This window comes from Pseudomonadota bacterium (assembly GCA_037200975.1).
GTDB lineage: Bacteria > Pseudomonadota > Gammaproteobacteria > Steroidobacterales > Steroidobacteraceae > CADEED01.
Genome location: JBBCGI010000001.1, coordinates 4,040,447 through 4,052,261 on the forward strand (window position 1 = coordinate 4,040,447; position 11,815 = coordinate 4,052,261).

At 64.8% G+C, this 11,815-nt stretch carries 12 protein-coding genes; 2 read left to right on the top strand and 10 right to left on the bottom strand.

What is annotated here, in order from left to right; genetic code table 11:
• The first annotated feature begins 72 nt into the window (after positions 1-72).
• On the top strand, positions 73-534 hold the full coding sequence (locus tag WDO72_18060) for a hypothetical protein (GenBank protein MEJ0087582.1): 462 nt from the start codon (positions 73-75) through the stop codon (positions 532-534).
• An 8-nt stretch (positions 535-542) separates the two neighbouring features.
• The gene (locus WDO72_18065) at positions 543-1,358 is read left to right on the top strand and encodes an SDR family NAD(P)-dependent oxidoreductase (protein MEJ0087583.1); all 816 of its coding nucleotides are present in this window, start codon (positions 543-545) and stop codon (positions 1,356-1,358) included.
• A gap of 66 nt (positions 1,359-1,424) precedes the next feature.
• On the opposite strand, the gene WDO72_18070 is transcribed toward WDO72_18065, so the two are convergent.
• The 10 genes from WDO72_18070 to WDO72_18115 all read right to left on the bottom strand — a co-directional run bounded on the left by WDO72_18070 (position 1,425) and on the right by WDO72_18115 (position 11,790).
• The gene (locus WDO72_18070; GenBank protein MEJ0087584.1) at positions 1,425-3,125 is read right to left on the bottom strand and encodes an amidohydrolase; all 1,701 of its coding nucleotides are present in this window, start codon (positions 3,123-3,125) and stop codon (positions 1,425-1,427) included.
• 72 nt (positions 3,126-3,197) lie between these two features.
• The gene (locus WDO72_18075) at positions 3,198-3,821 is read right to left on the bottom strand and encodes an SRPBCC domain-containing protein (protein MEJ0087585.1); all 624 of its coding nucleotides are present in this window, start codon (positions 3,819-3,821) and stop codon (positions 3,198-3,200) included.
• Positions 3,818-4,246, bottom strand: coding sequence for a DUF1761 domain-containing protein (locus WDO72_18080; GenBank protein MEJ0087586.1), 429 nt, complete (start codon positions 4,244-4,246; stop codon positions 3,818-3,820). Before WDO72_18080 ends, WDO72_18075 begins: the two co-directional genes overlap by 4 nt.
• 165 nt (positions 4,247-4,411) lie before the next feature.
• Positions 4,412-5,293 (bottom strand): AraC family transcriptional regulator, encoded by an 882-nt coding sequence (locus WDO72_18085; protein MEJ0087587.1) that lies wholly within the window; start codon positions 5,291-5,293, stop codon positions 4,412-4,414.
• Positions 5,272-7,059, bottom strand: coding sequence for a family 16 glycoside hydrolase (locus WDO72_18090; protein ID MEJ0087588.1), 1,788 nt, complete (start codon positions 7,057-7,059; stop codon positions 5,272-5,274). Before WDO72_18090 ends, WDO72_18085 begins: the two co-directional genes overlap by 22 nt.
• A 58-nt stretch (positions 7,060-7,117) precedes the next feature.
• Positions 7,118-7,639 (bottom strand): N-acetyltransferase family protein, encoded by a 522-nt coding sequence (locus WDO72_18095; protein ID MEJ0087589.1) that lies wholly within the window; start codon positions 7,637-7,639, stop codon positions 7,118-7,120.
• Positions 7,640-7,664: 25 nt separating this feature from the next.
• Positions 7,665-8,837: an endo-1,4-beta-xylanase gene (locus WDO72_18100; GenBank protein ID MEJ0087590.1), complete on the bottom strand. Its 1,173-nt coding sequence runs from the start codon at positions 8,835-8,837 to the stop codon at positions 7,665-7,667.
• Between the two features lie 3 nt (positions 8,838-8,840).
• Positions 8,841-9,665, bottom strand: a complete 825-nt coding sequence (locus WDO72_18105) for an isocitrate lyase/phosphoenolpyruvate mutase family protein (protein MEJ0087591.1) — start codon at positions 9,663-9,665, stop codon at positions 8,841-8,843.
• Positions 9,666-9,749: 84 nt separating this feature from the next.
• Positions 9,750-10,883: an ABC transporter permease gene (locus WDO72_18110; GenBank protein MEJ0087592.1), complete on the bottom strand. Its 1,134-nt coding sequence runs from the start codon at positions 10,881-10,883 to the stop codon at positions 9,750-9,752.
• Positions 10,873-11,790: an ABC transporter ATP-binding protein gene (locus tag WDO72_18115; protein ID MEJ0087593.1), complete on the bottom strand. Its 918-nt coding sequence runs from the start codon at positions 11,788-11,790 to the stop codon at positions 10,873-10,875. The genes WDO72_18110 and WDO72_18115 overlap by 11 nt, the downstream gene beginning before the upstream one ends.
• Positions 11,791-11,815: the final 25 nt, after the last annotated feature.

Consider the following 11,815-nt stretch of genomic DNA (forward strand, 5'->3'; position numbering starts at 1 on the left):
CGTCGTTGACGGTACGGGTCGCCCGTGTTGAAGTCCGCGCGCACTTGGCAAGTTCCACCAAGAGAACACCCGATGACCAAGATCCAGGACCTGTACGCCGACATCGAGCCCGATCTCGGCGCGATCGCGGATCCGCTGATCGAATTGTCCGGACGCTTCCTGCGCGAACGCGGGAATTTCCTGCCGCACGCCGCCGTCCTGACGCAGGCAGGGAAGGTCACGCTGGTAGGTGCGATGTGCAACAGGTCCGATGGCGTTGCGGACTCCAACTACATCAAGCCGCTGTTGCGCGACGGCCTGCGCACCATGGCCAGCGAAACTCACCTCAAGGCGGTGGGCGTCGCCGAAAAAGTCACGGTCAACCAGAGTGGCGGCGAGCCCGTCCTTGCCATCAAGGTGCTGCTGGAGCACCGGCAGGGTGTCAACGTCGCGTTCTACATGCCGTTCTCCAATGAAGATTCCGGTGCGTACGTGTTCGGTAAAACTTTCTCCGTTCCGGCGAATTCCGAGATCAACGCCTGGGAAGACGACTGAACGTGTCGATGACAGTCGATACGGTGCTCATCACCGGCGCATCCTCGGGGATAGGCGCCGGATTGGCGCGGGAGTTCGTGCGCCGTGGCAAACGTGTCGTGCTGGTCGCGCGGCGCGTCGAGCAACTGGAGGCGCTGGCCGCGGAGTTGCGCGCGGGCGGCGGTCAGGCGAGCGCGCATCGCGCGGACGTCACCCTCGACGGAGACATCGCGCGGGTCGTCGCTGAACTTGCCGCGCAGGGCGTCACTCCCCACATCGTGATCGCAAATGCCGGCTTCGGCGTCGTGGGCCGGGCGCAGACTCTCGAGCTCGCGGACTTTCAGCGGCAGTTCGACACCAATGTGTTCGGCGTGCTGCGGACGTTGCACGAGACCTTTCCGGCCCTGCGCGCCACGCGCGGCCGCTTCGTCATCATGGGCAGCGTGTCGGGACACCTGTCGGTGCCGGGCGGCGCGCCTTATGCGATGAGCAAATTCGCGGTGCGTGCGCTGGCGGAATCCCTGCATGGCGATCTGCGCTCCGCGGGCGTGGGTTGCACGCTGATCTCACCCGGCTTCGTGGATTCCGATATCCGCCGGGTCGACAACCGCGGCGGCTTCCATGCGCAGGCGAGCGATCCGATCCCGGCGTGGCTGCGCATGAAGACGGCGAAAGCCGCGCGCATCATGGCGCGCGGAATCCTGAGCGGCCGGCGCGAGGTCGTGGTCACGTTCCACGGCAAGGTCATCGTGTTCATGGCGCGCCACCTTCCGCGTTTCACGCGGTTCCTGCTGGTGCGCGCCAATCGCGGTTCGCGGCCCGAGCCGAAACAGGGCGCTGGTTAGTCGTTGGCGAACGACGGGAGCCGGCGAACAAGATTGTAAAAGCGGGCCCGAGAGTTCGCCGCGTGCTCAATCGGCCTTCGCGACCTGCGGGATTTCCCGGCCCGCGAAGAAGATATGCGCCACCTTTGTGGCGCGGACCGTGTCGGCCGCAGTTTCCTTGGTGAACGCGCGGTCGAGCACGACGACGTCGGCGGCCTTGCCGGTCTCGAGCGAGCCGATCTCCGAATCCCGCCCGATGAGGCGGGCCGCGTTGATCGTGTACGCCGCCAGCATCTCATCGAGCGTGAGCGCTTCCTTGGCGTTGAGCGCGCCGCGCTCTGGTTTGCCGGGATTCATGCGCGATATCGCGTTGCCCATGGCTTCGAAAGGATTGAAAGACGACACGTCCCAGTCGCTGCCGCCGGCGATCACCGCGTGGTTGTCGGCCAGCGAACGCGCCGGATACTGGCGGGCCATGCGCTCCGGGCCCAGCCATGGCGTCAACGCATCGATGCTGTAGTTGTCGGGCTGTGCCCACAGCAGCTGCAGGGACGCCAGCACATCGAGCGCCGCGAAACGCGGCAGATCGGCGGGGTCGATCAATTGCAGGTGCGCGATGCTGTAGAGCCGCTTCGATCCCGCGGCACGCGCGACGCCGAAGGCATCGAGCGACTCGCGTACGGCGGCGTCGCCGATCGCATGGATATGCACATTGAAGCCGTTGGCATCGGCCTGCTTGATGAACGCGGCCATCGCGTCGGGCGCGAGATACAGCTTGCCCTTGCTGGTGCCCGGGCTTCCGTCGGCCTTGTTGTAGGGCTCGAGCACGGCGGCGGTCTGCGTCGGGAATTCCAGCACGCCGTCGGCGAATAGTTTGATGAAGTCGGCGCGCACCAGGGGATCGTCGCCCAGCTGGGCGCGCAGGCTCGCGAGCCGCGCGAATTCGGCCGGGGTGTTGTCGCCGCTGCTCTCGAGCGCAATCGTGACGCGCGCGTCGAGTTGTTTGAGTTTCGCCAGGCTCGCGTAGGCGGCGACGGTCTCAGTGTCGGTATTCGCCTCGAGGTAGGCGGTGATGCCGGCCGCGTGCAGCTGCGGCAGGACCCAGCGCAGCTTCTCCAGCCGTTTCTCGGGCGTGGGCTGGTCCATCGCAGAGGTCACGAGGCCGACGGCTCCGTCGACCAGGAAACCCGTGGCGTCGCCCTTCGCGTCGCGCTCGATGCGGCCGTCGTCCGGGTTCGGTGTCTTGCGCGTGATCTTCGCGAGCTCCAGCGCGCGCGAGTTCACCCAGGCCGTGTGGCCGTCGGCGCCCCACAGGAACAGCGGCCGGTCGCGCACGATGGTGTCGAGCTGCTGCCGGGTCGCCTTGAATCCCGCCCCGTTCACGTCGGTGACGACCAGCCACCTGGAGTCCTTGTCCGCCGCGAAGCAGCCGCGGACCTTGTCGATGGCCTTGTCGATGGTGAGCTGCTCGTCTTCCAGACTGCAGCCGCCGCGCGCCAGCGCGCCTTCGGCGGCGTGGATGTGGCTGTCGATGAGGCCGGGCAGCACCGTCGCGCCCGCGGCGTCTATCACCTTGGTGCCGGCGCCTATCCACTGCTTCGCACCGGCGTCGTCACCGACGAAGGCGATGCGGCCCGCGGACATGGCAAGCGCCGTGGCGATTGGTGCGGCGGGGTTCATCGTGCGTATATCGCCGTGCAGGATCACGATGTCGGCGGCCGGGTGGGGTGGCTTCGAATTGCAGGCCACCAAGGCGATGGCGGCGAGCAGCACGTAGGCGTATTTCATCTTGTCATGGTCCAGCGATGGAGGCTGGCCGGTTTATAGCAGGTCCGGCTGCACGGGGAAGCTCGTGGCGGTTCAGCCAGCTTCAACGATCGCCTTGAGCCGCTCGAGAGCCTCGCTCCAGGCGCGGCGATAACCATCGGCCTCGGCGCGGGTTTGCAGACGATCGATGCTCACCATCACCGTGCATTTCGGGCCGGTGCCGTCGAATTTGATTTCGACGGGGGTGGGAAGCGTGAGCCCTTCGTCCTCCGCGATGAGGCGAATGTTCTTGCCCGCCGTGACCTTCTTGATGGTGGCGCGGTTGCCGTCCGCGTTGCGCCAGTGGCCGCCGTCGACGAGTTTCAGGTCGTGCTTCGGACCGAACCACTGGTCGAGGGCCTTGGCGGTCGCGAAGGCCGCGAAACATTTCGCCGGGCTCGCCTTGATGCTCTTGGTCGGGCAGATGGCGAAGCCTTTCGGCTTGCCGTCCCTGGCGAGATCGCCACGCGCGATCTCGTATTCATTGACGATGGTCGTCACCCACCAGGCGTCGGCGACCTTCTGGTCGTCGCGCATCCAGACGCTCAAGGCACGGCGGCCGGGCGCGACACCGCCGTTCTTGTCGAGCGCCTTGAACCACTCGGCGAGCGTCTTGCCGGTGGCTTCTTTGCACGAAGCCTCGCTCACCGCGTGGTCGGATTTGCGTTCGACCTTCATGGGCAGGGAAGTTGCGCGCAATCCTTGCAAGGCAGCAACGCGAGCACCAGGCCGATGATGGTGAACTGCAGCGTGTGATAACCGCCGTTGATCAGGAACAGCTTGAAGCTGCGGCGCTCGAATAGATAGTTGATGCCGAAGCTGCCGGCGACCCACAGCAGGCCCGCGGAGAAGCCCACGGCCGTGCCGAAGATCACGTTCGGCCGCGGCCCGAGGAAATTCGCGAAATTCCACGCGGCCAGGAGTGCGAGCACGAGCGTGGCACCCAGCCGCACGGCGGCGCTGCCGCTTCTGACCTGTTCGTCGCTGAGCCCCGCTTCGCGTTGCCAGGCCTTGCCGAACAGGACCGGGGAATACCACAGACCGCCGAGCAGGAAACACGCGACGGCCGCGGCGACGACGGCGAGATAGTTGATTTCAGGCATGGAGCCTCCCTTTTGTTGTGGAGAGATTCTGCCCGCCGTCCGCCGGCCCGTCTTGGAAAAATGGGAAAAGGGGACATGCCTATTTTCGGAGATGACACATTCCTCATTTCGCCCTGTGCCAGGAAATGAGGAATGTCCCCAGCTCCAAAAATAGGCATGTCCCCTTTACCGGATGACGACGCTTTGGGAGTCGGGGCGGTCGCGGCGTGCCAGCTCGGCGGGCGAGAAGCCGGTGAAACGGCGGAATTCGTTGATGAGATGCGACTGGTCGTAGTAGCCGCATTGCTCGGCCAGCGCGGCCCAGGGCACATGTCCGTCGGCCGTATTGAGCAAAACCAGCGCGCCGCGAAATCTATGCACGCGCGCCAATGCCTTCGGCGTCAAACCCACCTGCTGCTGAAATAGATTGCCGAGGTGTTTGCGCGTGAAGCCGGTCTGCGTCGCGAGATCCTCGATGGAGATGCGACCGCCGCTGGCCGCGATGCGATCAACCGCCCAGCGCACGGCTGGATGGACGATGGTGCGCGGCTTGAGCCGGGCGAGCAGCCAGCGCTCGACACAGCGGAAGCGCGCTTCGAGCGACGGCGTGTTCAGCAGCCGCTCGCGCAGGCGCAACGCGCCGTCGCCGAGCGCATCGGCCAACGCGATGATGCGATCCGACAGGCCATCCATGCGTTCGCCGAGCCACGGAAAGGTGCCGCGCGCGGTGAACGCCACACCTAACAAGGCATTGCCGTGCGGTGCCTCGGTGTCGATCGGCCCCTGGTGCAGGCCCGAGTACCACACGTCCACGAATGGCACGCGATTCTCGGGCGGCCCGGGCTCGATGCGATACTGCGGTGGACCGAGATTGATCAGCAGCTGGCTCTGCCCCGAGGGCAGGATGCGGTCACGTTGATAGGCGGTCTTGCCTTCGCCGAACCACATGCTCGCGACGATTTCCGCGAGGCGTGGGTCGGTCTGCCAGACACTCACGCTCCAGTGCCCGATGGACGACTGGTGCGTGAATGTCTGCAGCCGCGGGTTCAGTCGTTGGTCCAGATCCACCTGAGGATCTCGGGCAGCAACACGCCGCCATGGGCATCCGAATGCGCGCCGTCGCCCCACTGGTGGCGCACCTCGTAACGCGCGCCGAGCGCCTTGTCCTTGTCCGCCTTGGCGTTCGCGTACTCGAATGCCGACAACATCTGCTGGTTCGCCAGGAACCAGCTGCCGTGTTCGTTCGACAGGTCGTGTTCGCCATCCTGTAGATAGATGCGGATCGGCTTGATCGGATTCTTGCGGATCAACGTGGGATACAGATCGCCGCCCGGCACCATGGGTTTGCCGTCGGCGGCCGGAATGTAGCCGATCGACGTGTAACTGCCGATCATGCTGATCACGCGACGGAACACATCCGGCCGCTGCCAGGCCACCGTGAACGCGCAGATCGCGCCGCTCGACGTGCCGCCGATCACGCGTTTTTCCGGGTCGTTGGTCAGGTTGTATTTCTTGCCGACCTCGGGAAGCATCTCGTCGATCAGGAACCGCGCATACGTATCGTCGAGCGCGTCGTATTCCTCCTTGCGATGATCCGGATTCTTCATGTCGAGATCGGTGGGATAGGTCTCGCTGAGATTCCCCGGCGTGATGAAGATTCCGATCGTCACCGGCATCTGGCCCTTCCCGATGAGGTTCTCCATCACCTGCGGCACGCGCAGCGAACCGTTCGGATTCGTCGCGCGCTGGCCATCCTGGAACACCAGCACGTTCGCGGGTTTCTTCGGGTTGTACTGCGCCGGCACCCAGATCCAGTACCGCCGTACCGTGCCCGCGATGATCTTGCTGCGGAATTCGAATGGACCTTCGAGGCGGCCCTTCGGGATGCCTTCCTGCGGCAGCGAATCGGCCGTCAGCGCGTATTCACCGGCGCGGCGCATGAGCGGCTTAACGCCGTCGGCGAACTTGCAGTCCTCGGGGACAGGCTTGATGTAGTAGCTCTTGTAGTTAGCCGCCGCCTTGTCCATGCAGCCGGCGAGGTTGAGGATCTCCACCTTGCGGAAGTCGATCGGGTGCGACTCGCTCTGCAGCGAGATATAGCCGCTGTCGATCAGCGTGCCATCGGGCTTGGTGGTCGAGTTGTACCCATCGACGGCGCCGCCGCCGTACTGCGGCAGCTCGTAGCGCAACACTTCCTTGCCGTTCACGAAATGCGTGATGGTTCCGGAGCCATGCACTTCGAATTCCGCGCGCACCCATTGATCGCCATCGAACGTGGGCGAGGTGGAGTTGAGGCAATGATCCTTGTAGAGCGCGCCCTCGAAGACGATCTCGGTGCCCGGGCTGCACATGTTGGCCGTCGAGCGGGGCTTGCCGTCGCTGTTGCCACCCAGCAATTGCCCTTCGACCGAGATCGGGAAGGTCTGATCGCGCGGCATGGTGCGCGGATCCGGAGAATGCAGCATGGCACCGCTGTTGCGCAGCGCCCAGGCCGGGCCGCCGGGAACCTGTTCGCCGACGAAGCGATATTCGACCACCAGGCGGTAGTAAGAGAACGGATCCTTGTAGAAGAGGTGTCCGAACTGGTTGTCGAAGGTCGGATATTTCTTCTTGTCGTAACGCACTTCGAGCAAACCATTCTCGACGCGGAACGTGTTGGCGAAATTGTCGCCGACTTCGTGTTTGGCGATCTTCGGCGTCCAGCCGGCGAGGTCCTTGCCGTTGAACATCACGATCCAGTCCTGTTTGTCCGCATCCGGATTGGCCACCGGTGTCTGGGCGGATGCGGAGTTGATCAGGGCGAACGCGCAGAGCGCGAGAAATCTGTTACGCATTTTTCTTCCTGTCTTGCGAAGGGGGCGTGACACGGGCCCGGCGCGGTCGCCGCTGTGTTCAGCCATCCTCAGGCCGGGCTGGCGTCGCGAGTATGCGCTGATAGAACGCGAGGTCCAGCCAGCGCCCGAACTTGAAACCCGATTGTTTGACGGTGCCGCAGTGAGTGAAACCGAGCCGCTCGTGCAGCCTGATGCTGACGGCATTCGAGGCGTCGATGCCGCCGACCAGCACGTGGAAGTCCTGCGCTTGCGCGGCCTCCACGATGGCTTCGAGCAAAGCCCGCCCCACGCCCTGGCCGCGAAACCGTGTGTCGACGTACACGGAATGCTCGACCGTGTACTTGTACGCCGGCCGCTCGCGAAACTGTCCATAACTCGCGAAGCCCAGCAACTCACCTGCATCGCTCTCTGCGCCGATGACCGGATAGAGTTTCGCCGCCTTGCCGGCGAACCAGCGGGCCATGTCCGCGTCGGTGCGCAGCTGGTAGTCGTACAACGCCGTGGAATTCGCGATCGCTTCGTTGAAGATCGCGAGGATGGCGGCGGAATGACGCTGCGGTTCGCAGCGGACGAGTTTCATGCGCCCATCTTCAATTGAGAATGACTCATGCGGGAATGCCGGCGATCGTCGCGGGCTTGCGTAGCGGTGCGGCGCGGAACGCGGCGGCGATCGCGCCGCGCAGCGGCTTCGATAGATAGTGGTTGTCGTAGGGAGTCGGGCGCTTGGGCATCCCATCCTTGCGCGGCGTGCGGCCCTGCAGCCACGAGTGGCTGTCGACGAGACCCCAGCACATCACCACGTTCACCTGTTTGAACGACAAGGTGAGATCGAGAAATGCGCGGCCGAGCGCCGCGACCTGTTTGTCGCGCGCGCCGAAATCCGCGGGCAGCGTCGCATCGTGGACGTCGAACTCGGTGATCGCGAGCGAATAACCCATGCCCGTCACATCTTCGAGAAACTTGCGCCAGGCCTTTTCATCGCGCGCGTCGAACACGCGGTTCGCATTGTTGGCCTGGTTCCCGCAGCCGATGTGTGCCTGGATTCCGAGCGTATTGACGGGCACGCCGGTCTTGCGGAAGCGTTCGAGCAGGTGCAACACGCCGTTGCGATGCGCGGCGCTGTCGGGTTCCCAGCCCATGTAATCGTTGTAGACCAGCTCGGTTCCGGGCAACGCCGCGCGCGCGGCGCGAAACGCCGTCTGCAAAACCTTGTCAGGCGAACCCATCGCCTTCGACAACATCGTCTCGCGCATCTCGCCGGTGACGTTGTCGACGGCTTCGTTCACGACGTCCCACGAGACGATGCGTGTGCCGAAAAACGTGCAGGTCCTGGTGATGTGTTCGGTGAGCAGCGCCTCGGCGGCCTTGGCCGGCTCGGCGCCGAAGTCGTAATCGTCAAGCCATTTCGGCAACCAGCGCGGGTGATGCCACAGCAGGCAATGGCCACGCGTGAGCATCCTGTTCGACTCGGCGAAGGCCAGCAGTGTTTCGGCGCGTTCGAATTGAAAGTCGCCCGGCGCCGGCTGGATCGACGGCATCTTCAACGCGTTCTCCGGAACGATGACGCCGCATTGCGAGCGCACCAGTTCCAGATATCGCGGATCCGCGAGGCCACGCCCGCCGAGCGCGGCGCCGAAGTGCAGGCCTTTGGCGTGCGCCAGGGATTCGAGCGAGTCCGCGCCGGACTCGGACACGAGATCTTCGGCGCGCAACGGTACGGCGCCGAGTCCCGCCGACAAACCGGCCCCAAGAATTTCGCGGCGCGACCAGTTCGGCATCGTTCAGCTCTGCAGGTACTTGGCGAGATCGCCGCTCGCGACGCTGCTGTCGAGAAATCCGAAGGTGCCCGACTCGCGAATCTCCTTGGCGGCGCCGATCAAGCCGCTCATGGCGGCACGATACAGCGAGGTTGCGAGGCTTATCCTGCGCACCCCGGCGTCGGCGAGTTCCGCTACGGAAAAAGACTTGCCGCGGATACCGACCATGAAATTGACGGGTTTCCCGAGCGACGAACAGACCGTGCGGACCGCGTCGAGATCCGGCAGCGCCGGTGCGAACAACACATCCGCGCCGGCCTTCTCGTAAGCCTGCAGGCGTTTGATCGTGTCTTCGAGATCGTTGCGGCCGTGTAGATAGTTCTCGGCGCGCGCGGTGAGCGTGAACGGAAACGGCAAGGTGCGCGCGGCCTCGGCGGCCGCAGCAACCCGTTCGGTGGCGAAGCTCAGATCGAAGATCGGCGCCTCTTTCCGCCCGGTGGCATCCTCGATCGAGCCGCCGACCAGGCCCACGCCGGCGGCCATGCGGATGGCTTTCGCGGTGGCATCCGGCGCATCGCCAAAACCCTTCTCGAGATCCGCGGACACCGGCAGCGTGGTCGAGCTGCAGATGAGTTTCGCGTTCGCCAGCGATTCTTCGATGGAGATGCCATGGTCGAGCCGGCCGAGCGTGCCGGCGGCGGCGCCACTCGAGGTGGCCAAGGCGGGGAAACCCAGCGAGCTCAGGATTCTCGCGGAGCCGCCGTCCCAGCAGTTTGCGATGACGAATGTGCCTTTGGCGTGTTGGGCACGAAATCGTTGCGCGCGCTCTGCTTGTGCTTGTTCGCCCATGACGCCCCCGTATTGAAGGGCCAAGTCTAGCTGCTGGGCGCGGCGACGTAATCCATGACTTGAAGGTAACCGCCCCGAATCCGCTCAATCCAGACGTTTCTTGAAGCGCGCCACCGCGATGCCCAGCATGACGGTCAGAAACACCGCGAGCTTGGCGAGCTGCGGCCACACCTCGGGCAGATCGGCGCCGCGCAGCATGATGCCGCGGATGATCACGTTGAAATGCGTCAGCGGCAGTACCTGTGCAATCCATTGCGCGGCCACCGGCATTCCCTCGAACGGGAACATGAAGCCCGACAGCAGGATGGAGGGCAGCAGCGTGATGAAGGCCAGCTGAAATGCCTGGAACTGGGTTTGCGCCAGCGTGGAAACGAACAGGCCGAGCCCGAGCGTGGCGGCGATGAACACCAGCGTTGCGGCGTACAGATTGGCAAGATTGCCGACCACCGGGACGTTGAACAGCGCGGAACCCACGATCATGATGAGTGAGGTTTGGATGAGCCCGATGCCCACGTACGGCAGTAGTTTGCCCACCATGAGCTCGAGGCGCCCGAGCGGCGTGGCGATCAGCAGCTCGAGATTGCCGCGTTCGCGCTCGCGCACGATGGCTCCGGAAGTGAACAGCACCATCGTCATCGACAGGATGACGCCGATCAGCGCGGGCACGATCTGCACGGCGGTGCGTTTTTCGGGGTTGTACAACGTGCGGATCTCGATGCGGCGCGGCGCCATGCGTTTGCCACCGGAATAGGGGCCTTCACCGTGCCGGGAGAGGATGGGCAGCGTGGCGATGCCGCCCGCGACGCCGGCGAGGCTGGGCTGCGATCCATCGACCAGGATCTGCACCACGGGGCGCGTATCCGATTGCAGGCGCCGTTCGAAATCGCGCGGGATCACGACCGCCATGCTGGCGCGTCCTTCGCGCATGAGCCGGTCCAGCTCGGCAGATGAGGCGGTGGTGTAGCTGACGTGTACGACCTGCGTGGCGCGCAGCTGCGCGATGAATTCGCGCGACATCGACGTGTTCGCATCGTCCTGGATCACAGTGGCGAGATTGCGCACGTCGTAGTTGATCGCGTAGCCGAACAACGTGATCTGCATGAGCGGCACGCCGACGATCATGCCGAAGGTCACGCGGTCGCGGGACAACTGCCGCACCTCCTTGGTGGCGACGGCGCGCAGGCGGCGCAACGAGGCGAGAAACCTGTTAGCCGCCATATTTTCCGGCCCGCGTGGCGACCACGAACACGTCTTCGAGGCTCGCCTGCGTGCGCTCGATGCGCGCGTCGATGCCGTGTTGCTGCAGCAGGGCACGCAGCTTGTCTCCCGCATCCCGCTCACCCCGGTCCGCGAGCACGCGCAGGCGGATGCCGAGTTGCGTGACGCCATGCACCCAGGGCAATGCCCGGATCAGTTGCGGCGCGGCGCTGCCGTCGGCGCCCTCGATCTCGAAGATGTCGGCTTCGACCCCGGCCATCAACTCGCGCGGCGTTCCTTCGGCCACCACCTTGCCCTCGGCGATGATCGCGAGGCCGTGGCAGCGCTCGGCTTCGTCCATGTAGTGCGTCGAAACGAGGATCGTGGCGCCGGCCTCGGCGAGCTGGAACAACCGTTCCCAGAAATCGCGGCGGCTCTGCGGATCGACCGCGCTGGTCGGCTCGTCGAGCAGCAACAGCTCGGGTGAATGCAGGGTCGCCGCCGCCAGCGCCAGGCGCTGCTTCTGGCCGCCGCTCATCGTGCCGGCGCGCTGCCTGCGCAGTTTCTCGAGGTTGTAGGTGACGCGTTGCTCTGCGATGCGCGCCTCGACGTCGCCTTCGAGCCCGTACAGGTCTGCGATGAAACGCAGATTTTCGTCGCAGGTCAGGTCTTCCCACAGGGAAAATTTCTGCGGCATGTAGCCGAGCCGGCGGCGGATGGCTTCGGCATCCCTGACGACCGAGAGGCCAAACACCTCCGCGTGGCCATCGCTGGGCAATAACATGCCGCACAACATGCGCAGCGTGGTGGATTTTCCGGAACCGTTGGGGCCGAGGAATCCGTAGATGCGGCCGGAGGGGATGTCGAGGTCGATGTGATCCACCGCGACCTTGTCGCCGAACTTGCGCGTGAGCTGCCGCGCGGAAATGGCCGTGCCGCCACCGCCGGCAACA

What these genes read in the sequence shown, in the direction of transcription:
- WDO72_18060 (MEJ0087582.1), top strand. Translation starts at nt 73, where the DNA reads ATGACCAAGATCCAGGACCTGTACGCCGACATCGAGCCCGATCTCGGC.
- WDO72_18065 (MEJ0087583.1), top strand. Translation starts at nt 543, where the DNA reads ATGACAGTCGATACGGTGCTCATCACCGGCGCATCCTCGGGGATAGGC.
- WDO72_18070 (MEJ0087584.1), bottom strand. Translation starts at nt 3,125, where the DNA reads ATGAAATACGCCTACGTGCTGCTCGCCGCCATCGCCTTGGTGGCCTGC.
- WDO72_18075 (MEJ0087585.1), bottom strand. Translation starts at nt 3,821, where the DNA reads ATGAAGGTCGAACGCAAATCCGACCACGCGGTGAGCGAGGCTTCGTGC.
- WDO72_18080 (MEJ0087586.1), bottom strand. Translation starts at nt 4,246, where the DNA reads ATGCCTGAAATCAACTATCTCGCCGTCGTCGCCGCGGCCGTCGCGTGT.
- WDO72_18090 (MEJ0087588.1), bottom strand. Translation starts at nt 7,059, where the DNA reads ATGCGTAACAGATTTCTCGCGCTCTGCGCGTTCGCCCTGATCAACTCC.
- WDO72_18095 (MEJ0087589.1), bottom strand. Translation starts at nt 7,639, where the DNA reads ATGAAACTCGTCCGCTGCGAACCGCAGCGTCATTCCGCCGCCATCCTC.
- WDO72_18100 (MEJ0087590.1), bottom strand. Translation starts at nt 8,837, where the DNA reads ATGCCGAACTGGTCGCGCCGCGAAATTCTTGGGGCCGGTTTGTCGGCG.
- WDO72_18105 (MEJ0087591.1), bottom strand. Translation starts at nt 9,665, where the DNA reads ATGGGCGAACAAGCACAAGCAGAGCGCGCGCAACGATTTCGTGCCCAA.
- WDO72_18110 (MEJ0087592.1), bottom strand. Translation starts at nt 10,883, where the DNA reads ATGGCGGCTAACAGGTTTCTCGCCTCGTTGCGCCGCCTGCGCGCCGTC.